This is a genomic window from Gemmatimonadaceae bacterium (assembly GCA_020852815.1).
Taxonomy (GTDB): Bacteria; Gemmatimonadota; Gemmatimonadetes; order Gemmatimonadales; family Gemmatimonadaceae; genus SCN-70-22.
This window is the reverse complement of sequence record JADZAN010000018.1, coordinates 154,722-179,378: the sequence shown is the minus strand read 5'-3', so window position 1 is coordinate 179,378 and position 24,657 is coordinate 154,722. Positions and strand designations below refer to the sequence as shown.

Annotated in this window: 35 protein-coding genes and 1 pseudogene; all 36 read left to right on the top strand. The window is 66.1% G+C overall.

Annotation, left to right across the window (positions count from 1 at the left end; translation table 11 throughout):
• The first annotated feature begins 102 nt into the window (after positions 1-102).
• The 36 genes and pseudogenes from IT359_10875 to IT359_10700 all read left to right on the top strand — a co-directional run bounded on the left by IT359_10875 (position 103) and on the right by IT359_10700 (position 24,626).
• The gene (locus IT359_10875; GenBank protein MCC6929482.1) at positions 103-720 is read left to right on the top strand and encodes a hypothetical protein; all 618 of its coding nucleotides are present in this window, start codon (positions 103-105) and stop codon (positions 718-720) included.
• A 112-nt stretch (positions 721-832) separates the two neighbouring features.
• On the top strand, positions 833-1,414 hold the full coding sequence (locus IT359_10870) for a plasmid pRiA4b ORF-3 family protein (protein MCC6929481.1): 582 nt from the start codon (positions 833-835) through the stop codon (positions 1,412-1,414).
• Positions 1,415-1,550: 136 nt separating this feature from the next.
• On the top strand, positions 1,551-1,949 hold the full coding sequence (locus IT359_10865; protein MCC6929480.1) for a hypothetical protein: 399 nt from the start codon (positions 1,551-1,553) through the stop codon (positions 1,947-1,949).
• Between the two features lie 581 nt (positions 1,950-2,530).
• The gene (locus tag IT359_10860) at positions 2,531-3,100 is read left to right on the top strand and encodes a hypothetical protein (GenBank protein ID MCC6929479.1); all 570 of its coding nucleotides are present in this window, start codon (positions 2,531-2,533) and stop codon (positions 3,098-3,100) included.
• A gap of 364 nt (positions 3,101-3,464) precedes the next feature.
• Entirely contained in the window at positions 3,465-3,584 is a 120-nt protein-coding gene (locus IT359_10855) for a BrnT family toxin (GenBank protein ID MCC6929478.1), read from the top strand.
• Positions 3,585-3,615: 31 nt separating this feature from the next.
• Entirely contained in the window at positions 3,616-4,023 is a 408-nt protein-coding gene (locus IT359_10850) for a BrnA antitoxin family protein (GenBank protein ID MCC6929477.1), read from the top strand.
• Positions 4,024-4,161: 138 nt separating this feature from the next.
• Positions 4,162-4,443, top strand: a complete 282-nt coding sequence (locus IT359_10845; protein MCC6929476.1) for a type II toxin-antitoxin system RelE/ParE family toxin — start codon at positions 4,162-4,164, stop codon at positions 4,441-4,443.
• Positions 4,444-4,458: 15 nt separating this feature from the next.
• On the top strand, positions 4,459-4,773 hold the full coding sequence (locus IT359_10840; protein MCC6929475.1) for a HigA family addiction module antidote protein: 315 nt from the start codon (positions 4,459-4,461) through the stop codon (positions 4,771-4,773).
• Positions 4,774-4,885: 112 nt separating this feature from the next.
• On the top strand, positions 4,886-5,602 hold the full coding sequence (locus IT359_10835; protein MCC6929474.1) for a hypothetical protein: 717 nt from the start codon (positions 4,886-4,888) through the stop codon (positions 5,600-5,602).
• Positions 5,592-5,888, top strand: a pseudogene (locus tag IT359_10830) (type II toxin-antitoxin system RelE/ParE family toxin). Before IT359_10835 ends, IT359_10830 begins: the two are co-directional and overlap by 11 nt.
• 16 nt (positions 5,889-5,904) lie before the next feature.
• Entirely contained in the window at positions 5,905-6,204 is a 300-nt protein-coding gene (locus IT359_10825; GenBank protein ID MCC6929473.1) for a HigA family addiction module antidote protein, read from the top strand.
• 128 nt (positions 6,205-6,332) lie between these two features.
• Complete coding sequence (locus IT359_10820) at positions 6,333-6,479, top strand: hypothetical protein (GenBank protein MCC6929472.1); 147 nt, start codon at positions 6,333-6,335, stop codon at positions 6,477-6,479.
• 152 nt (positions 6,480-6,631) lie between these two features.
• Positions 6,632-7,162, top strand: a complete 531-nt coding sequence (locus IT359_10815; GenBank protein MCC6929471.1) for a hypothetical protein — start codon at positions 6,632-6,634, stop codon at positions 7,160-7,162.
• A gap of 134 nt (positions 7,163-7,296) precedes the next feature.
• A complete protein-coding gene (locus tag IT359_10810; GenBank protein MCC6929470.1) occupies positions 7,297-8,055 on the top strand; it encodes an SUMF1/EgtB/PvdO family nonheme iron enzyme in 759 nt (252 codons plus the stop codon).
• 141 nt (positions 8,056-8,196) lie between these two features.
• The gene (locus IT359_10805) at positions 8,197-8,424 is read left to right on the top strand and encodes a DUF433 domain-containing protein (protein MCC6929469.1); all 228 of its coding nucleotides are present in this window, start codon (positions 8,197-8,199) and stop codon (positions 8,422-8,424) included.
• Positions 8,425-8,511: 87 nt separating this feature from the next.
• The gene (locus IT359_10800) at positions 8,512-8,709 is read left to right on the top strand and encodes a hypothetical protein (protein MCC6929468.1); all 198 of its coding nucleotides are present in this window, start codon (positions 8,512-8,514) and stop codon (positions 8,707-8,709) included.
• Positions 8,710-8,817: 108 nt separating this feature from the next.
• Complete coding sequence (locus IT359_10795; GenBank protein MCC6929467.1) at positions 8,818-9,246, top strand: carboxypeptidase regulatory-like domain-containing protein; 429 nt, start codon at positions 8,818-8,820, stop codon at positions 9,244-9,246.
• A 180-nt stretch (positions 9,247-9,426) separates the two neighbouring features.
• Complete coding sequence (locus IT359_10790; protein MCC6929466.1) at positions 9,427-9,837, top strand: energy transducer TonB; 411 nt, start codon at positions 9,427-9,429, stop codon at positions 9,835-9,837.
• 150 nt (positions 9,838-9,987) lie between these two features.
• Positions 9,988-10,419, top strand: a complete 432-nt coding sequence (locus IT359_10785) for a hypothetical protein (GenBank protein ID MCC6929465.1) — start codon at positions 9,988-9,990, stop codon at positions 10,417-10,419.
• Positions 10,420-10,550: 131 nt separating this feature from the next.
• A complete protein-coding gene (locus IT359_10780; protein ID MCC6929464.1) occupies positions 10,551-10,943 on the top strand; it encodes a hypothetical protein in 393 nt (130 codons plus the stop codon).
• Positions 10,944-11,082: 139 nt separating this feature from the next.
• On the top strand, positions 11,083-11,583 hold the full coding sequence (locus tag IT359_10775; GenBank protein MCC6929463.1) for a hypothetical protein: 501 nt from the start codon (positions 11,083-11,085) through the stop codon (positions 11,581-11,583).
• 139 nt (positions 11,584-11,722) lie between these two features.
• Positions 11,723-11,980, top strand: a complete 258-nt coding sequence (locus IT359_10770) for a hypothetical protein (GenBank protein ID MCC6929462.1) — start codon at positions 11,723-11,725, stop codon at positions 11,978-11,980.
• Between the two features lie 174 nt (positions 11,981-12,154).
• Positions 12,155-12,544 (top strand): nuclear transport factor 2 family protein, encoded by a 390-nt coding sequence (locus IT359_10765; GenBank protein ID MCC6929461.1) that lies wholly within the window; start codon positions 12,155-12,157, stop codon positions 12,542-12,544.
• 158 nt (positions 12,545-12,702) lie between these two features.
• On the top strand, positions 12,703-13,173 hold the full coding sequence (locus IT359_10760) for a hypothetical protein (protein ID MCC6929460.1): 471 nt from the start codon (positions 12,703-12,705) through the stop codon (positions 13,171-13,173).
• A 319-nt stretch (positions 13,174-13,492) separates the two neighbouring features.
• Complete coding sequence (locus IT359_10755) at positions 13,493-14,173, top strand: dihydrofolate reductase (protein MCC6929459.1); 681 nt, start codon at positions 13,493-13,495, stop codon at positions 14,171-14,173.
• Positions 14,174-14,327: 154 nt separating this feature from the next.
• Positions 14,328-14,813 carry a clan AA aspartic protease gene (locus IT359_10750; protein MCC6929458.1) on the top strand — a complete coding sequence of 162 codons (486 nt, stop codon included), beginning with the start codon at positions 14,328-14,330 and terminating at the stop codon, positions 14,811-14,813.
• A gap of 52 nt (positions 14,814-14,865) precedes the next feature.
• Positions 14,866-15,093 (top strand): hypothetical protein, encoded by a 228-nt coding sequence (locus IT359_10745; GenBank protein ID MCC6929457.1) that lies wholly within the window; start codon positions 14,866-14,868, stop codon positions 15,091-15,093.
• Between the two features lie 44 nt (positions 15,094-15,137).
• Positions 15,138-15,599: a hypothetical protein gene (locus tag IT359_10740; protein ID MCC6929456.1), complete on the top strand. Its 462-nt coding sequence runs from the start codon at positions 15,138-15,140 to the stop codon at positions 15,597-15,599.
• A 52-nt stretch (positions 15,600-15,651) separates the two neighbouring features.
• On the top strand, positions 15,652-15,951 hold the full coding sequence (locus IT359_10735; protein MCC6929455.1) for a hypothetical protein: 300 nt from the start codon (positions 15,652-15,654) through the stop codon (positions 15,949-15,951).
• Between the two features lie 179 nt (positions 15,952-16,130).
• The gene (locus IT359_10730) at positions 16,131-16,715 is read left to right on the top strand and encodes a hypothetical protein (GenBank protein MCC6929454.1); all 585 of its coding nucleotides are present in this window, start codon (positions 16,131-16,133) and stop codon (positions 16,713-16,715) included.
• A gap of 122 nt (positions 16,716-16,837) precedes the next feature.
• Entirely contained in the window at positions 16,838-17,425 is a 588-nt protein-coding gene (locus tag IT359_10725) for a sigma-70 family RNA polymerase sigma factor (protein MCC6929453.1), read from the top strand.
• A gap of 2 nt (positions 17,426-17,427) precedes the next feature.
• Complete coding sequence (locus tag IT359_10720) at positions 17,428-20,325, top strand: serine/threonine protein kinase (GenBank protein ID MCC6929452.1); 2,898 nt, start codon at positions 17,428-17,430, stop codon at positions 20,323-20,325.
• A gap of 99 nt (positions 20,326-20,424) precedes the next feature.
• Positions 20,425-22,524 (top strand): Ig-like domain-containing protein, encoded by a 2,100-nt coding sequence (locus IT359_10715; GenBank protein MCC6929451.1) that lies wholly within the window; start codon positions 20,425-20,427, stop codon positions 22,522-22,524.
• Positions 22,525-23,040: 516 nt separating this feature from the next.
• The gene (locus IT359_10710) at positions 23,041-23,442 is read left to right on the top strand and encodes a VOC family protein (protein ID MCC6929450.1); all 402 of its coding nucleotides are present in this window, start codon (positions 23,041-23,043) and stop codon (positions 23,440-23,442) included.
• A gap of 310 nt (positions 23,443-23,752) precedes the next feature.
• Positions 23,753-24,094 carry a hypothetical protein gene (locus IT359_10705; protein ID MCC6929449.1) on the top strand — a complete coding sequence of 114 codons (342 nt, stop codon included), beginning with the start codon at positions 23,753-23,755 and terminating at the stop codon, positions 24,092-24,094.
• A 127-nt stretch (positions 24,095-24,221) separates the two neighbouring features.
• On the top strand, positions 24,222-24,626 hold the full coding sequence (locus IT359_10700) for a hypothetical protein (GenBank protein ID MCC6929448.1): 405 nt from the start codon (positions 24,222-24,224) through the stop codon (positions 24,624-24,626).
• Positions 24,627-24,657 lie beyond the last annotated feature (31 nt).

The following is a 24,657-nucleotide window of genomic DNA, read 5'->3' as shown; positions in this document are numbered from 1 at the left end:
AGTCGGCCGATCTGTTGTGCGCTCGCTTCGCTCGCTCTGTTTCCTTCGGCCGCAGATGATGCTCGGCGTTAGGCGGATTTGAATCCAATGCGAACAAAGCGCATGACTCCGCAGACGTCACCGCTCAACGAGCAGGACCGCCTCCAGCTTCAGTCCTTCAGGCGGGCGGCCGGTCGTCTCTATGATCGCGTGCTACCGTATGCTTCTCACCAGTTCGGTGCGCGCATGTTCCGTGCTGATCTGCCAGACGAAGCAGATCTAATCCCGGAAGCGGACTTCTTCGCGCTCATGGTCGCGTTCCGTCTCGTCTATGCGCAGAAAGAACCGACCAACTTCAACAAAGTCGCCAACCTCGCATATCGAGTTGGGAGTGAGGAGGTTCGCGATCTGGTGGTGCAGCTGAGAGATGCGTGGAAACAGTCGTTTCGGCGACCGATTGTCTTTGCGATCCACGATGAACACTTCGACGCTGAGTTCATCTTGCACACATGGATGAACGGCGAGGTCTTTCACCAAGACGCGCACCTCCAACGGCGAGCGGATCTTATTCGCGAGGAAGGCGCCCTGACATTGCTCACAATGCAATGGGCGGTGCGTGACGCTTGCTTCGCTGTACTAGGTCTCGATAACACCTGCGCACTCGTGCTCGGCGATCAGCTTCGCGCGATCCCGCCGCATCCGTATCGAAAGCCCCTCTCTTTAAGCGAAGGAACCGGCTAACATCGCATGCAGCAGACGGCCGATCTACTGTACGCTCGCTGCGCTCGCTCTATTTCGTTCGTCCGCAGCTGATGCTCAAACGTTACCCTTCGCTTCCGACCTGGAGGTGATCGTGCCGAAGCGCGCGCGCGCCAAGTCGCCGCCTCGAATCCTCGAGCTCCGCATTGCGCTGCAAGACATCGCACCCGAGATCTGGCGACAGGTGCTGGTGCCCGACGCGTTCACGCTCGACGAGGTCCATCGGGTGATTCAGGAATGCTTCGGCTGGCTGGACTACCACCTCTACTCGTTTCTGCTCGATGGCGTCGAGTATGAAGCGCCCCACGAAGACGCCGAGGGGCGCGACGCGACGCGCACGTCGCTCGCGAGTCTCGCACTGCAGCCGGACTCGCGGCTCGAGTACACCTACGACTTCGGCGACAACTGGGTGCACGACATTCGTCTCGTGGCGACGCATGCGCCGCACCCCGACGTCCCCTATCCGTGGTGCGTCGATGGCGCACGCGCGGGCCCACCCGAGGACGCCGGTGGATCACCGGGTTACACAGACCTGCTGCGGAGTCTCGCCGACCCGACGGATTCGGAGTTCCTCGCGAGTCGGACCTGGGTTGGCGCGCACTTTCACCCCGACACCTTCGATCTGCGCGCGACGAATCGCATTCTGATGCTCGCCTTTCCCGCTCGCGCACGGTAACATCGCCAGCAGCAGTTAGCCGCTTGGGTATGCGCGCTCCGCGCGCTCCATTTCCTGCGGCTGCAGCTGAGGCTTAACGTTAGGCGTCACACAACTAGCCCTTATGTACCTCGCTCTCATCGCTCTGGTTCTCTGCGTGCTCGCGATCGCCATCTATGGATTCGCGCGTAGCGTGAGAAAGGACGTGGCAGCTGCTCACGGACAGTATCTTTCGCGCCGTCAACTCGAGGAAGCGACGGTGGAGGAAGCCAGTTGGTTCGGCAGGACCGGTTTGGATGAAGCCACTGAACGCGAGTTGCCGCGATATCTACGGCGCGAGTTCGGGGAATTCTTGGATGACCCAGATGGCTTGAAGGCAGACGATCTTCAGTACCTTGGCGTTCTGACAAACGACAGAGGCGCCGCTCATTTCTGGAAGGTTCCGAGCAAGGGCCAGCGAGAGCCGTACTTCGCCTACGTCGAGATAGATCGCGAAGGCAATGCAACCTCCCTCGGCTGGGGAGATCGAACCCCCAGTCCGCGCAGTGACGCCTAACCCGTCGTTGCACCCGACGTTCGCCAGCCGGCTGCGCCGTCTGTCGCCCGCGGGTGAACTCCAACGTTAGGCGCACCAACTCCCGTCAATGCATGCGAGTTGTCCTGCTCTGTCTCGGTGTGCTGGCGAGCGGAACGCTAGCGGCGCAGAGCCCGCAGGCGCTCGCGCCGCCGGATGCGCGGTTCTCCCACGAGTTCTCCTTCATCTCCTCCGTTCGAGAATTGGCGGACGGTCGCGTCCTGGTGAGCGATGGGCGAGAATCTCGAGTCCTGGTGGCGGATCTCAAGACTGATGCCGTACGCGACGTTGGACGCCGCGGAGCGGGGCCGAGGGAGTATGCGAATGCGGCGCCGCTCTTTCGACTGCCCGCCGACTCTTCTCTTATGGGAGGCGCAACTCGGCGCTGGCTCGTGTTTGTCGGCGACGCGCCAACCGGCTCGATTCCCCCGGATACGCCAGCCTTGGTAGCCGTGCGAGGGTTGGTCAGTGCGACCGACGACCTCGGTCACGTCTGGTCGACGTGGTCACCTCCAACTCCCCTTGGGAGCCACCAGTTCGGTGCTGCCGATTCCATTCGCGTCATGCGCGTTGCCCGCGCCACGGGCCGAGTCGACACGATCGCCCGCCTGCGAGCGGCGCCCGGTCGTATTGAGCGATGGAGCACCCCCTCGGGATCGACGGGCATGCAGGTGCGTGAGCGGCCGGCCCTCGCGACGAGCGAGGTGTTCGCGGTCGCACGCGACGGATGGCTCGCGGTCGCGCGACTGGAGCCGTATCGTCTGGACCGGCGAACGCCGGACGGCCGCTGGATTCGCGGCGAGGCCATTCGCGACGAGCCTCAGCGCGTGACGCAAGCCGATCAGGACGCATTCGCCGAGCGCCAGACCTTTCTCTACGGCACGCCGCGGCGCCCGGCGGCGTCCTACGGGACATGGCCCAAGCTTCTGCCCCCGTTCGTGTCCTTCGCCGAGCCCATCCCCGGTGTCGCGATCGCCTCGCCCGACGGGTTTGCATTGATCCTCCGGGCGCGATCCGCGAGCGCCCCCGGAAGCTGTTACGATATCCGTCGACACGTGTACGTCGCCACCCAAGATTCCGATGGACTGGAAACTCTCGCACGCCATCGCTGGGAACCACGTATAGGCGCCTAACGGGGTGCTGCAACAGACCGCCGATCTGCTGTGTGCAGCGGCGGGGCCGCTGCACGATGTCCTTCGTCGGCGGTTGAGTTAGAACGTTGAGGATGTAGGAAAATTCGACCGTCACATCCACCCAGTGCGTTGTCGAGGATTCGACGCTCACATTCGCCCCAGGATCGACGTTCGCCGTCCCGGCAATGGTTTCGGTATGGAGAAATGCAGGCCCGGCAACGGAGCGCGGACTTATCCTACAACCTCGTTATGCAGCCGAATGAGCGTGAGGCCGGGCCTGCGCGCTCTCCCGTAGCCGCCTGTATCGCACAGTGAACGGTCCCCGGCGGGTTGCGGCGGTGTACATCAGTACATACGTTGCAGCATGGACTTCGAGTGGGACCCGGCCAAGGCCGCCACGAATCGCGCCAAGCACGGTGTCGAGTTGGCCGATGCCGCCGGCGTCTTCGAGGACGCGTATGCGCTCACGCTCCCGGACCCGTAGCCCAACGAAGAACGCTTCGTCACGCTGGGCCGTGACCTCCTGGATCGCGTGCTGGTTGTCGTCTGGACCACCAGCCCTGGGGCGATCCGACTCATTTCGGCGCGCCGGGCAACAGCTCGAGAGCGCCGCCAGTACGCCGAGGACGCTGATGCGTAAAGAGTATGACTTCTCCAAGGCCCGCCGTGGCCCGGTGCTGCCCGTCGCCACGGGTAAGACGCGGATCACGATCCGGCTCGATGACGACATCCTCGACTGGTATCGCGCCCAGGTCGACGCGGCTGGCGGGGGCAACTATCAGACGCTCATCAACCAGACCCTGCGCCAGGCCATGACGGAAGCGCGCGAACCGCTCGAGGCGGTGGTCCGGCGCGTGATTCGCGATGAACTCGGCAGTCGCCCCGCAGCCAGGCCGCGGCGCAAACGCGCCGGCGCTGCATAACCATCGGTTGCACCAGTCGGCCGAGCTATTGTACGGGCGCTTCGCGCGCTTGATTGCCTTCGGCTGCAGGTGAACCGAAGTTATGCGAACCGACCGGCGTGAATTGACACGTGTCACGTGCTGCGTTACACTTGACCCGTGATCAAGTCGTTCGCCGACAAGCGCACGCAGGACCTCTATGCCACAGGTGCGGCGAAGCGCTTCCCGCCCGACGTGGCACGCCGGGCGGCGCGAAAGCTGGAGTACGTGGACCTGGCGACGTCGCTGGACGACCTGAAAGTGCCCCCTGGCAACCGCCTCCACGCGCTACGCGGCGATCGGCAGGGCCAGCATGCGATCGCCGTGAACGATCAGTGGCGCATCTGTTTCCGCTTCGTCGACGGCGATGCCTACGACGTCGAGGTCTGCGACTACCACTAGGCTGGAGGGCTCCGCATGAGCATCCCGAACACCCGTACGATGAAGCGGCGGCCGACCCACCCGGGGGAAATGCTCCGCGAAGACTTCATGCCCGACTACGCGCTCACCGTGGCGGGGCTGGCGGAGGCGTTAGGCGTTTCCCGGCAGTCGATCAACGAACTGCTGCGTGAGCGACGCGCGTTGAGCCCCGAGATGGCGTTGCGGTTGTCGCGGCTCTTTGGCAACAGCGCGGAGTTCTGGCTCAACGCCCAGCGCAGCGTCGATCTCTGGGAGGCGGGCCAAGCGATCAAGGACGACGTGGCACGAATCAAGCCCCTGCGCGTCGCATAACAGACGGTTGCACCAGTCAGCCGAGCTATTGAACGCGCGCTGTGCGCGCTCTACTTCCTTCGGCTGCAGGTGAACCGTGGCGTTAGCACGCAACACGGCGATCTGTAGCGACATGCATCGCAGCATCGATATCGATATCACGTTCGACTTCCGTCGGGATACACCTCCGGGCCGCGACCCCGATCTTCTCAGTCCGGCACTTCGTGCGTATCATCGATTCCTGTGGAGCAAGCCCTTGCCGGGCGGGTCGCCGTTCGAGCTCAGCGCATCGCGCCCGAACGCCTATCTCCATCATCACTCGCCGCTCGGCGAGTTCTTCCTCGCGAGCGACGCGGTAGTTCCGACGTTCAGGAAGGAATCTCGGCTTGCATCGGCGATCGCTCAAATCCCAGCTGACGAGTGGGAGTCGTTCATGAGCCTCGGATACACCATAGGCGGCATGATGATATTCCCCGCCAATCGCGTCGATCGCCGAATGACCATCAACGGGGCACGCGGATTTCATCCACGCATCAAGGACCGGTTTGATCTGACCGTTGAGTGTATTCGGCGGCACTATCGCGCCGAGAAGAGTCCTTTGTCTGTTACGCTCTCTCGATACTCGGCCTTCTTTGCGCTCTTCGAATCGTTCGAGGGCTACGTCGACTTCTTCCTACTTCACGATCTCGTAAGCCCGGACTTCAGGTCGGTACGCTTCTTTGCGCCGTTCGATGACTTCAGCAGTTCGCCCTTGCCCGCGGACTTGAAGGCCTACGAAAGCTATCGGAAGCACGCGATCGCATTTCTTAGCGCGCGCAATGCACGAATACACCGGTCACATGGGTCTTAGGTGGCCGTTCGAGCCCGATTTCGTGCCGCTGGCCGACACGGAGGCCCTCGCCAGCAGTCGCAGTACCCGGCGCTTCACGAACATCGCCGCCGTGGCGCGACGCAAGTTGCGCCAACTGGTGATCGCCGGGCGGCTCCGTGACCTGCGCGTGCCGCCTGGGAATCGCCTGGAGGACCTGAAGGGGGATCGCGCCGGCCAGCACAGCATCCGCATCAACGATCAGCACCGCGTCTGCTTTCGCTGGACCCCTGCCGGCCCGGCGGACGTCGAGATCGTCGACTACCACGAAGCCGAGTCCTGCCATGTCCGCGCTCAAGCCCGTCACACCTGGGGAGCTCCTGCTGGAGGAGTTCCTCGTGCCGATGCAGCTCTCCCAATACCGCCTGGCCAAGGAGATCGGCGTCCCCGCCCAGCGCATCGGCGAGATCATCGCCGGCCGGCGCGCCATCACCGCGGACACCGACCTCCGCCTCTGTCGGTTCTTCGGACTCTCGAATGGCTACTGGCTGCGCGCGCAGGCCGCCTATGACACCGAGGTGGCGGCCAAGGCGCTTGCGCCCGTCCTCCGGCGCATCAAGCCGTGGGCCGGGAGCGTCGCGTAGGCGCGCAGGCTCGGCGCAACATGGGGTTGCACCCGACAGCCGAGCTATGGAGCGCTCGCTGCGCTCGCACTATTCCGTTCGTCTGCGGGTGAACCCGGACGTTACGCCGCCCGAATCCTACGCGACTCATGGCCGACCTCCGCTTCGCCCGCTACTTTGGGACGAGTGATCGCTTCTGGCTCAACCTGCATACCCGGTATGACCTGGAGGTGGAACGCGACCACCTCGGCGCGAAGCTGGAGAAGGACGTCCGCGTGCTCGAGCGGGCCAGCTAACAACGCGTTGCGCCTGACAGGCGATTCAGGGATTGCGCGCACGAGGGGTGCGCGCAACTGTCTATAACTTGCCTGCAGGTGAAGGTTAGCGTTATGCAGCAATCCCAGCGTTTATTCGCGACGTCACCCGCAAGTCGTGCTGCCGAGGCCACATGCTCGCACGCCTCTTCTTCCTCGTGTTGCTTGCGACGCCAGCGATCGCGGTCGACGCGCAAGCGACGTCGCGGCCGCGGATGCTACTCGCCTTCGGGATAGCGGGCCAACGCGACGGCGACCGCGACCTCGGCAGTGCAGGTATCGCTGCGGAACTCGGTGTTACGTGGCGCGTGAGGTCCAGCGTCCGAGCCCGTCTGAGCGCGCATGTGTTCACGCTCCCCGGCGGCCAAGGCTGCTCATGCGACCCTGGCGATCCGCCGTTGAGCGTGCAGGGCACCTACGGCGCCGTCTTCGCCCTGCAGTCGCTTCCCGAAGCTCGACCGCTCTACTGGCTGGCGGGCGTGAGCCTGCGGCGCGGCGGATTCCGCGCCTGGAACGAGCAGCAGACCGCCGGCCTCCTTGCCGGTCTTGGCTGGACGCTCGGGGCGTCCCGACGGCTGGCGTTGGAGGCGCGATATGAGCACTTCACTTCGCCTCTCGGTGCCACGCGCGCCTTGCTTCCCATCACCGTCGTGTGGCGCCCATGATGTGCCCGCTGCTTGACACGCACTGCAGCAGACAGCAGAGCTTTAGTCGGCGCGCTCCGCGCGCTCGACCTCCCTTCCGCTGCTGCTGAGTCCTAACGTTAGGCGCACACATACGTCGACAGGCAGGGCCGACCATGCATTCGATCGAGTATCGCTGGGAGAATGGCGAGTTCACGCTAATTCCCGTCCGCGGTACACACGGCGAGCCGTACGTGTTCGGCGATTCGCCGCACGCCCACGCGATCGAGGTGCGCGATTTCTTCATCGGGTCCGTCCCCGTCACGCAGGGATTCTGGAGCCACATCGCGGGAGCGGAGAACAATCCCGCGGTACATCGTGGCGCTGACCTGCCGGTCGAGAACGTGTCGTGGGACTCGTTGACCATGCCGGGTGGTTTCCTAGAGCGTTTGAACGCGAGCGCCGTGGCGGCGGCTCTACGCACGCAGGTGGGTCTTCCCCAGCTCTTTCGGCTGCCCACTGAAACGGAATGGGAATACGCCGCACGCGGCGGAGAGCACTGGCGGGATGGATTCCGCTATAGCGGCAGCGACGATATCGAGGCCGTGGCATGGTACGATCGACGACACGGCGATCAGACGCAGCCGGTCGCCAAGAAGGCGCCCAACCAACTCGGGATCTACGACATGTCGGGCAACGTCTGGGAATGGTGCCAGGACTCGTTGTCACGCGATCTGAGTGCGATTCCTACAGACGGCTCAGCCTATGAGGGTCCCGGTGACGAGCGCGTGCTCCGAGGTGGCTGCTTTCACAACTGGGCGGCCCACTGCGCTGTGTCCAATCGCTACGAGATCGCGCGTGACTTCCATGATGGCTGCATCGGATTCCGAGTTGTCATGGCAGATGCGCGACCTTCCGCGCGCCGTGGCGCCTAACGTACGTTGCAGCTGAACTTGGGCGCTAAGCCTCGCTTTCAGCCAGCGGCGTGCAACGCTGCACGAGCAATGTTGAACGGCCGGTAACCGCCGATGCCGCTTGAACTTGACGCGCCCTTCCCGGCACCGTAGCGTGAGGGTATGCCTCTCCTCGACCGGATCAGCCTCGATTCCGCCATTCGCTTCGGCAAGCCCTGCGTCCGCGGCACCCGCATCACGGTGGGCGACGTCCTCCGCTATGTGGCGTCGGGCATGACCGAAGCGCAGGTTATCGCTGATTTCCCCGACCTGGCACACGACGACATCCTCGCATCTCTCGCTTTCGCCGCCGAGCGTGAGCGCCGCATCATGCCCGTCCCTGCGGACTGAGGGTCTCGCGCATGGCGCCCCCCTGTTGTTCGACGAGGCGAGCGGCCACCGACGAGCAGATCTGGGAGTACGCGCACGTCCGCGTTGGTGATCGTCACGAAGGACGACGACTTGCAGCGGTTCAGCGTCTGGCGGGGCTTCCCGCCGAAGGAGATCTGGACTCAGCTCGGCAACTGCTCCACCGAGGACGTCGCACGGCTCCTACGCGACTCCCAGACGCTGATCGCCGAGTTCGTCGCGCATCCAGCTGCCGCCTTCCTGCCGCTGCGCGCTCGCGATGCTTAACATGGACTGCAGCAGTCAGCCGCTTGGGGTCGCGCGCTCGATTTCCTGCAGCTGCAGCTGAGGCTTACGTTAGGCCGAGCCAGTGAGGCGATGCAACCCTCCAAGCTAATGACGGTCCTCGCGGGAGTGGTTCTGCTTGGATGCCGCGGGCAGCCGCCGTCCCGACCGGTGACTGGTTGCGTTCCGGGTGATCCCGGCCCGGCGCAGGCGATCGAGCTCTCCGTCAGCAAGAAGCTGCCGACGGGGGCGCTGCTCCTTGACGTTCGCGATCGCCAGACCGGCGCCGGCCTGGCCTTGGTAGAGCTCCGCCTGCTCTCGCTCGCTCGCACCACCCACACCGATAAGAAGGGGAAGGCGCGCTTCGACTCCCTGCCGCCGGGTCAGCATGCGCTCGCGACTCGACGTTTCGGTTATAGCATCCGCACGGATACGGTTGTGGTCGGCCAGAGCGCCGGACAGGTCGCGAGAATCGCGCTTCGCCGCCAGACCGTCTGTGCCTATAGTACGGCGGCCCTCGCGCCCGCGCCCGAACGATAGGCCGTCACCCCATGCAGAGGCGTCCTATCACACCATGCAGCAGACGGCCGATTCGCTGTGCGCTCGCTTCGCTCGCTCTCTTTCCCTCGGCTGCAGCTAATGCTTAGCGTTATGCGAACCGCGTGAACCCTCAATCGTGATCGGAGTAACGACGGTATGCCCCACACTCGTTTTCTCGCCGTGTTTGGCCTGGTCGTCATACTGCTCACCGGCGCAACCGGCGTTCGCGCGCAGGAGGCGACGCTTGTCGGTCCATGTCACCATGCGCCGGCCCTCGATCTGACGACTCTCGTGAGTGCGCCCGACACCGCGCCACGCCTGCTCTCCGAGCCGCCTCGCACGCCCCGCTTCGCGCTGCGAGATGGTTACCGGGGTACCGTGCAGCTTGCCGTCGTCATCGATACCGCGGGGCACCCGGAGGCCGGCGGCGCGGTCGTCCTGGCCGCAAGCGACGCGCAACTGCGGGACTGGGCCTGCGCCTATGCTTCGCAGCTGCGCTTCACTCCCGCGAAGGTGGGCGACCGCGCCGTGCGTACCCAGGCGGTCGTACCGTTCACCTTCCGCGCCGTCATGGTGCGACGGGCACGTTGACACGCTGCATGCCGCATAACGCGCGTGGGAGCAGTCAACGGCGCTGTTGAGCCGTGCGGCCTGCGGCCGCACTCGATTGCCTGCCGTTGCAGCTCAATTGAAGCGTTACGCCGTCCAGCTCCTACTATCTCACTAACCCGGGAGACACACATGACCCTGCTTCGTGCGAGCTTGTTGGGCTGCGGCGTCATCATCTTGGCCTGCGCGGCGCCAACCGCACCTCACTCACCCGTGGTAGCGCAGCTCGAGCTCGCCGCACCATCGATCGCGATCGGCGACAGCGTGGGCTTCACGGTGATCTGGACGAATCAGAGTAGCCACCGGATCGAGCTCACCTATCCCATCGCCCACGATGTGCGTCTGACGGGCCCGGATGGGCGCACGGAGTTCCTGCACACTGGCCAACCCGCGCTGGGCATTCTGACCCCAGACCTCATCGTCGACGGCGGCAGCTCGCGTCGATGGACGGGCTACTGGCGCGCCAATCAGAGGCGTGGCACCTATACCGTCGAAGCCGGTCGCATCGGAGGTGACGGCCGCTTCGTGCCCCTCGGTGCCCGGCGAACCTTCTCGGTCGACTAGTCTACAGAGCGGCCTGGCATCGCCTGCAGCAGTCAGCCGCGTTCGGTCGAGTTCGGTCGCGCGCTCCGCGCGCTCGATTTGCTGCAACTGCAGCTGAGGCTTACGTTATACGTCATTAGGGAGGATACCACATGTCCATGTCGCCTCTCGTCATCCGTTGGCGGTTCGTGCCGCCACGCGCACTTCTGCGCGCGGTCGCGCTCGTCGCGGCGACCAGCCTCGCCTGTCGCACCGATTCGATCGTCTCTCTCAGCGCCGCCGAGCGTAATCGCCGTGTCACCGCACACGTCGGCGACCAGATCACGATCACGCTGCAAACCATCGGCCCTGGGGAGTACGCGAGCCCGCCAACGATATCCTCGCCCGCCGTCGTGTTCCGCGACGTGAGCGGTTGCGGCACCCCGGTACCAGCCGGTCCCACGCAGTGTTTCCATTTCCGCGCCGCCGCACCGGGCCAAGCGCTCCTGACGTTCGCACATACCGGCACCAATGCGCTCGTACAGGATACGGTGGATGTCCGCTAGCGCCTCGGGCGCGCTCGCTGCCGTGTAACACACGTTGCACCTGGCGGGCGAGCAGCGGACGGCGCTCGGTTGAGCCGCGCGACATTGTTTTCCTCGCTCGCAGCAGAGCTTTACCAATATCGCGTCCTGCTTCGGCATTATGCGTCACGTCGTATCCGCCACGATACTCGCGCTGTTGCCAGCCGCCCCGGGACCGGCCCAGTCGGTCGAGAGTGCGGCCATCGTCGCCTATGTCCATGATGCGATACGCGACGAGGCGCGAGACGCCGAGCGCTCGCAGCGGCGCATCGCGCGCCTCGTAGTCCTAGTCGAGGATTCCAACACGGCGTCCGAGTTCAGCCGCAGCATCGACGCGGCGCTCGCGCGCGCTGGTCTGCTCACCGCCCCGCGGACGCCGATACGCCTCCCGGGCCCCGACACGATGTTCGTTGACTTTGCACGCCCGTCCGTCGACAGCTCCACCGCCGCCGGCGTGTTCGTTACCGTCTTCGCTCAGCACGTCGCCTGCGAAACGGGTAGCCCAAACGGCACGCAGAGCCTTCGCAGCGCCGCCTATCGCTGCAGTGCCCTGGTCTGCACCCGCCTGCACTCAGGCGGCGGACAGTCCGGGACCGGCATTTTGTGTCGCCCCAAAGACTAGCCCCGGTGTCCGCTTCACCAGACGCGGCGCGCTTACTGCGCTTGGAGCAGGCGGCGGACCTGGTGTGTGCTCGCTGCGATCGCATTCTTGATCTCCGCCGCGGCTCAACCTTCAGTTTGCCCCACACGGACGAGCACAGATGACCGGACGGCATGAGCGGCCGCCGAGCGCGACGCGCGCGGATGTGCGACGACTCGCCTGGATCACCGCGCTCTTCTATCCATTCATCGGGTTAGCGGCGTACGGCGCGCGCGCGCTGGTAGGCCATCGGTCCGCGGTGTGGCTCGGGCTTGGCTTCGGCGTATTGGCGACCGTCGCGATCTGGTTATCGGCGGCGGTCGGTGTCCTGATCAACTGGTGGCTGGATCGTGCCGAGCATCTGGAGCGCCCGCGTTGAGTTCGGAGCCACGCGACGCCCGGAGGCTCGCACCGGCGCGGTGGACACGCCGCACCAGCGATCCGCCATCCAACAGCGGCTGCAACAGTCGGGCGATCGGGGCAGCTCGCTCCGCCCGCTGCTGAACGTTAGCCGTTCGCCGCGCGGGATGAACCCTAGAATGAGGAGTGGATCGTGAGCAGCAGCATGGAAGACGAGTTGATTGGTGTCTCTCACGACTGGGACCGGGCGATGGTCGGGAACGACGCGGAAGCGATCGGGCGGTATATGGCCGACGACTGGGTCATCATTGGTCCCGATGGCCGAGTTGGCGACAAAGCGACCTTTCTGGGGTTGGTGAGGTCGGGAGCCCTGACTCACGACGAGATGACGTCGGAAGACTTCCATATCCGCGTTTACGGCGATACCGCCGTGGTCTCCGCACGCGGGGTATCCGGAGGGAAGTACCAAGGGCAGCCCTTCCGCGAAGTCGAGCGCTCGTCGTCCGTCTTTGTCCGGCGCGCGGGGCAGTGGCGCTGCGTGTTAACCCACCTCTCACGGCTCGCTCAGACGGAAGAAGGGTGAGTGCCGGGACGGCCCGCCGAACCACAGCCTGCAGCGAACGGCGCTGCGCGCCGCCCTTGATGCTGGGCGTCATGCTGCCGTCATCGAGTTACCGCAACACATGTGCATGGGGAGGGTATCTCCCTCCGTCTCTTGTCGCGAGGTGCCGGATGCGTTGTGTGGTACTTGTGGTGTTCTCGCTGTTCGTCGTGAGCCAACCGACGCGTTTGCGCGCGCAGGCGCCTCGAACGGGCTGTTCCTACGCTGAGTGCGCGCTGCGGCTGCAAGGCGGCGAGTTGATTCGCGGTCGTGACCTCGTCGTCGGTCGCATGACCTTGATCGGCGGTATGCCGCGCCTCACGCGCCTGGCTGTCGCCGACGACTCCGCGCAAGCCTACGCGCGCACCTTCGATCGTTGGTATCCACGCAGTCGTTGGGTCATGCTCGCGTCCTCCATCGCCGGCGGTCTCGCCCTGGGGATCGCGATGGATCACGTTGATGCGCCCGAGCGCGGCATGGTGATCGGCCTCGGGACTTCCTTTCTCGCGCTCGGCGGCACCGCGTGGTATCTCGATCGTCGGGCGACGCGGGCGCTTGGGAGTGCGTTGTATTGGCACAATGCGGTATTGCCACGCCAGGCGGAACGGTGACCTCTGAGGGCGCACTGCTGTCGCCGCATCATGACATCGCCTGAAGCCGCCGGCCGCACTCAGGTGAATGCCCGCGCCTCGCAATCTTCAGTTAGGCATCTAGCCGAGCACCGACGAGTGCCGCGATACTCCTCTCCGGATGAACGTCATGGAACGCAAGCGATGGCGTCAATGCCTAACACACGCTGCAGCAGACGGGCGACCATGGTAGGCGGCGGCGGCGCGGCCGCCCTATTGCCTTGAACCGCTGCTGAGGTGAAACATTGGGCGTGTGAGCAGTCTTGGTGACTTGTCCCCACGTGCATCGCCCTGTCGCGCCTTGACCAACGTCGTTGTTGCCTGGGAGGAGCAGATGGCTCGCGTACGCGTGCACAACTTCACGATCTCGATCGACGGCTATGGGGCCGGGCCGCGCCAGACACGCGAGGAGCCTCTCGGTGTCGGCGGCGAGGCGTTGCACGAGTGGCTCTTCCCGACGCACACGTTCCAGCGCATGGGCGGGAAGCCTGGCGGCACCACTGGCGTCGATGACGAGTTCGCTCGACGATTTGGTGATGGCGTCGGTGCGTGGATCATGGGCCGTAACATGTTCGGCCCGATTCGCGGTGCCTGGCCCGATGAAACGTGGCGCGGCTGGTGGGGAAAGAACCCGCCATACCACGGCCCGGTCTTCGTATTGACGCATCACGCCCGCCCGTCGGTCGAGATGGAAGGAGGTACGGTCTATCATTTCGTTACTCAGGGTATTCGCGAAGCGATGCAGCGCGCCTTTGCGGCCGCGGCGGACAAGGACGTTCAGATCAGCGGCGGCGTGGCGACGGTTCGCCAATACCTCGAGGCGAGACTCATCGACGAGCTACACGTGGCGATCGCACCCAAGCTGCTCGGCTCCGGCGAGCATCTCTTGCACGGCCTTGATCTCACTGCCTTGGGCTACGAGTGCACGAGTCATGTTCCGACCGCGGCCGCAACGCATGTTGTGCTGACAAGACGTCAGTGACTCGAGGTGTGAGGCCGGTGAGCTCAGTTTTCCTCGTCGCGCACTGCCCTTCTATCTGTTCGAGCGCGACACCGCCGGCGCTCTCGATCCCGCCAGTTGACTCACGTTGCAGCAGACCTGGCCGACATGCGTTCGGCCGCGGAGGGTAGGGAAAGTGAGTGAGTTGACCGACTTCCTGACGGCCCATGGCTACGTGCGCGTGCCGCTCAGACGCAGCGTCGTGGGTCATTTCCACACGGACGGCACGCTCAACGGTCGCCCGGTCGAGGTGTTGGTGGACACCGGGGCCGCTATCACAGTGGTGGCCATGTCGGTGGTTCAGGCCGTCGGTCTCCGATGGGAATGGCTGAACCGCGAGGCGGGCGGGGCGGGCGGCGCCCTCGATCAGTACCGGGTCGAGGGTGCGGTGCTGCAACTCGGGTCGCTCATCCCGCGGCTGGTGGGCCCGGCCGGGCTGGACTTTGAGCACGTGAACGCCTCTCTCAGGGCGAACGGGTCGGCCGAGGTCGACGTGATCCTCGGCACGGACGTGTTTGACGCTCATGCGGCCGTGATCGACTACGCCACTGAGTCCCTGTTTCTGAAGGCGGTCGCAGCCGAACCAAACGCTGCACCTGACCCGGGCGCACTGGAAGTGTAGATTCGATGACTGGTATCGACCCTTCAGGTCTCGAGCATCTGAGGACTTTCGCATGCCATCACCCAACCTTGTCCGCTCGTTCGGTGCCCTCTGGTGGGTACTTGGAGGCACCGCCCTACTGGTCATCTTCGTGTTCGCGCTCGCGCTGCATGCCGCCCGAGGCGAGTTTGCCTCGCAGCTGCTGACCTACGCAGCCGCAGTCACGTTTGTCATCGCTCATGGTCGCGTGCCGCTCGTCTTGATCACCGGCCGCGCGCAGCATCAGCAGGCGCGCGGGTGAATCCCAACGGTTAGTCCGACCACTCACCGTCGAGGCCGACGCGCATGCCGCCGACGCTCATCAGCCACAAGGCCAGCAACTGGGTCGATCGCGGCGAGGCGCCCCACGCCCCGCTCGAGCGCGTGCTGTGCCGGCTGCTCGACCGCGCGCCGCGCGCGACGCCGGAATGGTTGCGCGCGCAGTCACAGACCATCGTCGGCATGGTGGCTGCCGACGCATCCGAGATCCACGTGGCCGGCTTTCTCCGTACCCTGCTCGCCGACGACGCGCCGCCGCGCGACGACGCGTCGCTACGCACCACCGCGATTGCCGTGTGGCACATCGCCAAAGCCGCCCTCGTCCGGGACGTCGCCGAGCGCGTGTTGCGCGGGGACATGTCCGTGAACCAGGCTACTCCGGACTCGCTGAGCCACTGGCTCGCCGCGCGGCTGCTGACACCGGAGGAACTCGCGGAGTTCGAGGACCAGGAGGGGCGCGCGGGAGTTGAGCACGGCGCCCGCCGGTAAGTCGGCAAGTCGTTAGGCATCCCCACCGGCGGCTGTCACTCCGTGGTCGCTGGTGAGTGCGTGGAGTACCTTCGTCATCACGCTGGCGGGCCTTGTGTACCTCTATCTCAGAAACGGTGCGACACAGGGCCGCCACATTCTGCAGCGATACTTCCCGCTTTCGGTAACGGTGGGCTGGAAGTTCGTGGTCATCATGGTCGGCCTGCTATGGGTCCTCGGTTGGGCGCAGGATGGCGCCAGCGCCGCGGTACGCGGTTGGACCTCGACAGTATCTGTGGCCGTCCTCAATGTCGCGATGTTCTGGCGGATCGGAACCTATGTCGCGAGTCTCACGCGTACTCACGCCGCCTAACAACAACTTGCCCCCTGCAGGCGGGCTAGCGATGGCGCGCGCAGGGGTGCGCGCGTCTGATGGGAGATCGCCTGCGGATGAACGCGAGCGTTCGTCACCTACAGCTAGCGCGGTGCGGAGTTGGCCCGTCTTCGGTCTCGATTGCGTTCCTTCTGTCGGACTACTCACGGCAGACGACGATGCGGCGCTCCACATTCTCGATCCTCGGGCTGGCCGGAATCGCGGCCGGGCTCGCCCTGATGAGTCGCCTCGTTGCCGGTCGACTCCTCGAGGCCTCCGCCCTCGTGGCCATGGGACTCTCCGGACTGGCCCTGGCGGCGGACGGCGCGCGAACGGGGTCGCAGGTAGTGGCCCCGCCCGCCGCACGCCACGCCCGCTTCGAGGGACGCGCCGCCTTCTGGGGGAGCGTGTGGATCGCGCTCCTCGGCGCCGCCATCGCCGCGTGCGGGATCGCGTGGGGAGCCCACGCCGAGCGCGAGCTCCTTGACCTGCTACGCGCCAGGCCCGGGATCGTGTTGCTACCGGCGGGGGTTGCCTGGGGCAGCTCGGGAAGGGCCCGCTGGCTCGGCTGGCATCTCACAAACCATCCGGAGCGTTTGAGAATCCGATCGCCGATCGGCGGTGGATTCGCGATGGGCGCCGCGGTGGTGGTTGTCGGCATCGGCGTGTTGGAGCTGACGGCGCCGGCGCTGTTCGATGCCTGGCTGGTAGTGGCGTGGCGCGCACTCCCCCTGCCGCCGCTCGGGAGCGGGAGCGCGTCGTGACGGCCATCGGCGCGGCCACGCGGAGCGGCGCGTGTACCGTCGTGCTTCCGCCGACTTGTCGATCCCACAGGGCGCTCGTACGTTCGTGCACCACACGGCGACCGGTGCACCTGCTCCCCGCCATGCCCCACGACACCGACATCACCGACCTCCTCGCCCGCGCGCGCCGCGGTGAGCCGGGCGCGCTCGACGCGGTGTTTCCCGTGGTCTATGGCGAGCTCCGGCGCGCGGCCCATCGCGAGCTGGGGCGTTGGCGCCCCGGCGACACGCTCGACACGACAGCGCTGGTGCACGAGGCGTACCTTCGCCTGGTGAACAGCACTCGCGCGGAGTACGCCGACCGGCGGCACTTCCATGCAGTCGCGGCCACCGCGATGCGTCAGATCATCGTGGATTACGCGCGCCAGCGTACGACGGCCAAACGGGGGCATGGGCAGCACCCCGTCTCACTCGACCGCCTCGAAGTGGCCGGCGCCACCGCGAGCGACGACATCGTCGCACTCGACGAGGCGCTCAAGGCGCTCGCCGTCGAACATCCGCGGCTCGCGCAGGTGGTGGAACTCCGCTTCTTCGCCGGCCTCTCGGTGGAGGAAGCGGGTGAGGCGATGGACTGCTCCCCGCGGACCGTGAAGCGCGAATGGCAGAAGGCGCGCGCCTTCCTCTTCCGCATGCTGCACGGCGCCGACGGGGAGCCGCCGGCGGAGCGCTGACGGTGGGCGCGCCTCCATCCCGCGCGGCCCGGCTCGAGGCGCTGCTCGACCTCGCGCTCGACACCGAACCGACGCAGCGCGAGCACGCCCTCGCCGCCGCCTGCACCGACGATCCGGCGCTTTTGGCGGAAGCGCGAGCCCTCGTGGCCGCGCTCGAACGCTCCGGCGAGTTTCTCCAAAGGCCGGCTGCAGCTCTGCTCGGCCTGTCGGACTCGCCGCCTCCCGAGACGCGCACGGGCGAGAGCATCGGCTCGTGGCGCCTCGGTCGCGAACTCGGACGCGGTGGCATGGGCACCGTCTGGCTCGCCGAGCGCGAGTCCGGCGGCTTCCAGCAGCAGGCGGCGCTCAAGCTGGTGCGAGGGGGCGCTCGCTCCGCGGAGGTGCTCCGACGATTCCTCGCCGAGCGCCAGATCCTGGCGCAGTTGCAGCACCCCAACCTCGCGCGCCTCATCGACGGCGGCACCACCGCGGACGGCGAGCATTGGTTCGCGATGGAGTACGTCGACGGCGTGCGGCTCACCGACTGGTGCGACAAGCGCCGAGCCACAACGGAGGAGCGCCTCGAGACCTTCCTGCAGGTGGCCGAGGCCGCGCGATACGCCCATCGCAACCTCGTCGTCCACCGCGACATCAAGCCGTCCAACATCCTGGTGACCGCAGATGGGACGGTGAAGCTCCTCGACTTCGGCATCGCCAAGCTGCTCGGCGCCGACACCGCGCCGGGGGAGACAGCGACGGCACTCTGGGTCATGACCCCGGAGTATGCGTCGCCCGAACAGGTACGCGGCGAACCGATCACCACCGCGACCGACGTCTACGCGCTCGGCGCGGTACTGTACGAGTTGCTCTGCGGTCATCGCGCGCATCGCCTAACGCGACTCACGCCGACAGAAGTGGAGCGCGCGGTGTGCGACGTGGTCCCCCCGCGCATGAGCGAGGTCGTGCATCAGCCGGTCACGATGGGCGTGGAGCACGCCTCCGCGGGTGAGCTCGCTGCGCGGCGCGGTAGCGACCCGCAGCGCCTCACCCGACAGTTGGCCGGGGACCTCGACACCATCGTCGCCCGGGCGCTGCAGAAGGATCCGGCGCGCCGGTATCCTTCAGTCGATGCGTTGCTGGAGGACCTGCACCGCTATCGCACCGGTCGTCCCGTCCTCGCGCGACCAGACACCGCGTGGTATCGCCTCCGCAAGTTCGTGCGCCGACACGTCGCAGGCGTGAGCGCGGGGTTCGCCATGTTTCTCGCGCTCGCCGGCGGCCTCGCGACGACCCTCTGGCAGGCGCGCATTGCGCGCCTCGAGTCCCGCAAGGCGCGGGAGACCTCCGCCTTCGTCATCGGACTGTTCAAGGGGGCGAATCCCGAGGAGTCCGGCCAGCGCGAGGTCACCTTACGCGACCTCGTGGACCGCGGCGTGCGACGCGTGGATTCCGCGCTCGCCGCGCAGCCCGAAGTCCAGTCCGAGATGTACGGAGTTCTTGGCGAGACGTACCGTGAACTCGGCCTTCTCCAGCAGGCCGACTCCTTGTTTCGTCGGGCAGTGTCGCTCGCGGAACGGGTGCTGGGGCCCGAAAGCGCCGCCTTCGCCGACCGACTCGGGAACCTCGGGACTACGTTGAACGCGCTCGGTGACTATGAGGGCGCCGATTCGGTGCTGGCCCGCGCGCTCGCGCTCCAGCGCCGCCTCCATGGTCCGCGATCGCCCGAGGTCGGCCTCACGTTGGGTGAGTACGCCAACAACCTGCAGGACCTCGGGGAGTACGACCGCGCGATCGCGGCGCATCGCGACGGCATTGCCATCGACCGTGCGACCTTTGGCGATACCAGCCTGACCGTCGCCACCGATCTCGACAACCTGGGCGTGACCTTGACCGACGCCGGCCAGCTGCAAGCCGCCGACTCCGCGAACCGGTCATCGCTGGCGATCCGCCAGCGACAACTCCCCCCGGGCCACACCCTGATCCTCAACTCCCTCGGCAACCTGTCGGTGACACAATCCAAGCTGGGGAATGCAGTGGTTGCCGAATCGTTGGCGCGCATCGTACTCGACGGTCGGAAGCGGTTGCTGCCCCCCGGGCACCGGGACCTTGCGTACGCACTCGAGGCCGTGGCGGTCCCGCTGGAGCATCAGGGGCGGCTGGCGGAGGCGGAGGTCCTCACACGCGAGGCCTTGAACATCCGGCGCACGGCACTGGGCCCTGGACATGCCGTCACGATGATCTCCGCCAACAACCTCGCGGTGCTCTTCGTGCGACAAGGGAAGTACGACAGCGCGGCCGCGGTGTTCGACGAGGTGGTGCGGCGCTGGTCGTCGGACTACGGCCCCAGCGACGCGCGCACCGGCACGGCCATCAACAACCTGGGCGTTGCACGGATGGGTGCCGGCCAGTTCCGCGCCGCCGAGCGCGACCTGGCACGGGCTTTCACGGTGCGCCGCGCCGCCCTGGGTGATACCGCCGTCGATGTGGCGGTCACGCGGCGCAACCGTGCCGCGCTGTTCTCGCGCGTGGGGCGCCTGACCGAGGCGGAGCGCGAAGTTCGGGAGGCCCTGTCGACGTTGGAGCGTGCGTTGCCCGCCGATCATCCGCGCCTCGCCGAGGCATGGACCACACTCGCCGAGGTCTACCTGTCCCGCGGCCGGGCGGCCGACGCCGACTCCCTGCTCAGACGCGCGCGCGCTGTGCAGGCGGCACGCCTTCCGGGATTCGACCAGCGACGGGCAGAGACGGCTGTGCTGCTGGGACGGGCCCAGTTCGCGTTAGGCATGCTGCCCGCCGCCGAGTTGCTCCTGGTCGAAGGCGCTCGCGGCTATGCCCGATACCCCGCGCTCGCGGCCCAGACGCGCGCGGCAGAGGCGCTGCTCGCCCGCGTGCGCGCCGCTCGGTTGGTGGAAGCGCGCTAGGTGTAATGCACGCAGGCGTGGTCCCGGCGTGGCCCCGATCTCCCCTCGCGCACGTTTTCCCTGGTGGAGCAGGTGAAACCACTCAATGGGAGACCGCCCGTGCGTATTCAATGCATCGTCGTCGCGTGTGCCGGCATCGGGATGCTGGGGTGCAAGGACTCGGGAGCGCCGTCAGGCCCAACGCCGGGGGTCACCGCCTCCGTAGAGGTCACGCCGGGAGCGGTCACGCTCACTGCCCGCGGGAGTACGCAGCAGCTCGCAGCCACAGTGCGCGATGGCCGCGGCGCCACGATCGGAGGCAAGACGGTGAGTTGGCAGAGTTCCGCGCCAACCACGGCGAACGTGGATGAGCGCGGCCTGGTCACGGCGCTGGCTGCCGGCGCTGCGACCATCACCGCCTCGGTCGACGGCAAGAGCGGACAGGCCACGGTGAGCGTTGCGCCCGTGGTCTCGCAGCTCGTGATCACGACGACACCGGCGAACACCACGGCCGGCGCGTCCTTCACCGTCTCGGTCGAGGCGCGCGATGCCGGAGGGGCGGCCGTATCGACGTTCACCGGCAGCGTCTCGCTGGCGTTGGCGACGAATGCAGGGAACGCGGTCCTTGCCGGTCCGACGGTCGTCAACGCCGTAGCGGGTGTGGCGACGCTCACCGGCATCAGTGTCGCGCGCGCAGGCACGGGCTATCGATTGATCGCCACGTCCGCCGCAAACGCCATCACGTCATCGCCGAGCAGTGCCTTCGACGTCGCGGCCGGAGCCTTCGCGAAGTTGGCGTTCGTCGTGCAACCGCCGAGTGCGGTCGAGGGCAATCTGCGCATGGCGCCCACCGTGAAGGTGGAAACGCGCGATGCGTTCGACAACGTCATGAACGGTCCCGCGGTCACCATGTCGCTCACCAGCATGCCGTGGCAGCGCACCCGTCTGCTGGGTACGCTCACGCAGCCGGTCAGCTCAGGGGCCGCCAGCTTCAACGATCTCGCGGTCGATCGACCGGGCACGGGATACCGGCTCGAGGCGTCGGCCGGTGGTGCGACGATCGCGAGCAATGCGTTTGCCGTGCGCCTCAGCTTCACCGATGTCACCGTCGGCGGGACCAACTCGCAGGGTTCCGGCTTCAGCTGCGGAATCGCGGCGGGAGGCACGTGGTGCTGGGGCGTGAACAACTCCGGGCAGCTTGGGTCGCCACGAGCCGCCCTGGTGGAAACGGTGCCCTTTCTCGTCGAGTCGCCGGTTCCATTCACGCAGGTGAACGCGGGGAACGAGTTCGTATGCGGGCTGACGAGTGCCGGCGAAGTGTGGTGCTGGGGCAAGGGGACCGAGGGACAACTGGGTGATGGGCTCATGCTGAACAGCGCGACGCCGGTGAAGGTGTTCGGTACCGGTGGGGGGCGCGTGTACACGTTCATCGACGTCGGCGAGAAGCACGCCTGCGGACTGGTGGGTGCAGCAGCCTATTGTTGGGGCGCGAACACACTCGGACAGATCGGCACCGGCGCCACATCCGCGTCGCAGCCAACGCCCTGGAGGATTTCCGGCACGGGTGTCGCGCCGCTGGACTTCGTACAGATCAGCGCCGGGATGACCCACACCTGCGCGGTCACGGCGGCCAATGCGGTCCGGTGCTGGGGCGGCGCGTCAGGCGGTGCACTGGGTGATGGGCAGGAGGTCACGAACCGCACGCTGCCGGTCCTGGTGACCGGATCGGGCGTGGCGCCGTTGCGCTTCGCGAAGGTCGCGGCGGGGATGGGACGCACGTGCGCAGTCACCACCGGCCTGGGAACCGAACGTGTGTATTGCTGGGGGAGCAACAGCGGCGGGTATCTCGGGATCGGTGCTGGAACGCCGCAGGGAACCGTCCTATTCCCAACCGTGGTGTCGGCCCCGAGCCCAGTCGACTTCCGGGCGATCACCGGCTCAAGCAACGCCACCTGCGCACTCGATGCAGCTGGCGGCACCTGGTGCTGGGGGCGCGGGGTCGATGGCGAGATGGGCAACGGCGTGCTGTCCAATCAACCGGCCGCTGTCGCGGTCACCGTCCCCGCCGGCGGGTTCGCACGCGTGGCCATGGGAGGCGTTCATGGATGCGGCCTGAGTGCGACCGGTAGCGGCATCTACTGCTGGGGGGGCGCGACTGGCGGGTCGCTCGGGGATGGAACGTCGCAGGGTCGGTCGGTGCCGACGCGTATCGTGCAATAGGAGACGCAGGCGGGCATGCACCGCTTGCCCAAGAGCAGCGCCCGGGCGAACGGCCCCCCGTTCGCACGGCGCTGCCTCGCCTCATCGCACCATCACCTTGCTCGCTGCGCTCGCTTGGGTTGATGCGGCTGTAGCTGATGCGCTTCGTTAGGCCGGCAGCGGCCGCAGTACCCGGCGCTTCGCGAACATCGCGATCGTGGCGCGGCGCACGTTGCGCCAGTCGCATACGCCGCCGCCATCGCCGCGTGGTCGATCCGTCGCCCATACGCTCGCTTGAATTCGCAGCGGGCTCACGCGCTGTCCAGCGCCCCGATGCGCGCAGCGAAGCATCGCTATGCTCCGCTGCCAAGTTCCACCGCTCCGGCTGCGGCGGGGCTGGCCACTCCCCCGTCCACGTGGAGATCGCGCCACATGCCGCCCAACTGGCGCTGCACCAGCCGGGCGAGTTATGGTAGCGCAGCCTGCGGCGACGCTTCTGTTCGATCCGCCCGCAGGTGACCCTGGGCGTTGAGCGTCATGACCAACGATGAAGGTGACTCCATGGCAGACGGAAACCCATTCATCTGGCACGAGCTGGTTACTCCCGACCAGCCAACCAGCGCGACGTTCGTCAGCCAGCTGTTCGGATGGACGTCCAGGGAAGTCGATGCGGGGCCATTCGGCATCTACACCCTGTTTCAGAAGGACGGTCAGGACGTCGCGGGAATGATGAACCCGACACCGGAAACTCCTGGCAAGGGACCGTACTGGCATTCGTACATCGCCGTGGAGGACGTCGACGAATGTGCCAAGCGCGTACCGTCACTCGGCGGGAGTGTCCTGGTGGCTCCGCATGAGGTGCCCGAGTTCGGGCGAGTTTGCGCCATAGCCGATCCCATCGGCGCGGTGGCGCACCTTGTACAGCCGGCGAGACGATGACGCATCACGACCCGGTGCAAAGTTCTGTGGCTTGCGTCAGTGGAAGCCCTGCCAGGAGGCCGAAACGATGGGCGTGACACGCATTTCGATGAAGAACAAGTGCCGCTCTTGCGGCGCTCCCGTGGAGTATCGAGCGTATGCTGGTTCACCGGGAGGCACCGGCACTGCGCAGGTTGGGGGTCAGGTGGTCAACTTCAGCTATTCGGGGGCCGGGGGCTCAGTTGACAGCTACTGCGAGCAGTGCGGTGATCGAGATCCGGAGCGACGATGGAAACGCTGGCGCCGCTTGGGCTGGTTGACGACACTCGGCATGTTCATGCTGATTCTCCAGGTGTTGATGATGAACCTGAGCATTTTTGGCGGCCTCTATCCGCTCAAGGGACCGACCCTTATCGATGGCCTGGGACGCGGGAGCTCGTTTCTCCTCACAGTCATTGGTGTATGGGTTCTGGCTTGGTGGACACGATCGTTCAAGTGGTTGGCCGTTCCGCTACTGGTGGGTCTCCTGGCGCTTGGCAATCGATTCGCGACCATCGCGCCCAAGCATGGGTATCCGTTTCCGGAGCCAGCGTTTCTGCTTGGATTGGGCGTGTGGAGTGCGGTCGCTGTTCTGCTGTTGATGTGTGTAACGCGTAAGCGAATTGCTTCGTGAGCCCAGCGGAGGACAATGCTAGCATCCGCATGCACTTGACCGGCTACCGCAGGCTTCGCCCACCTGCCCGAAGGTGAGCTGGGGCGTCACACGGCGTCAAACTCACCAACACGACGAAGGAGCGCCCATGGTCGAGCTGAATCGCACGAAGGAGAACCCCTGGAAGCTGAAGACTGCGCCTGGCACATCCGAGTATACGATGCATGTCGACGAGCGTGACGGAAGGAAAGTTCTCGTCTGCACCGTCGGAACCACCGTCTTGTTCTACGACGCTCGCTGCATTCACGACCTCCACGTCATGCTCAAGAGCGCCGGTGACTGGGTCGAACTGGGTGGCGCGGACGAACAGAAGCCCGCCAAGGAAGGCACCGTTGAGGCATGGGGTCGCTCGTCGAGCAACCCGGTTGGCGGGTGGTACGGTCTGAAGAAGGGTCTTCGCGGAAGGTTCGGTGTCTACGTACCGCCGCTGATGGAAGCGCTTGGTCTATGCGAGCTCGAGCACAACGCAAAGAACAATCGCATGCGTGCGTAGCAGGATCGCGCGTCGACAGGCCGCTATCCAA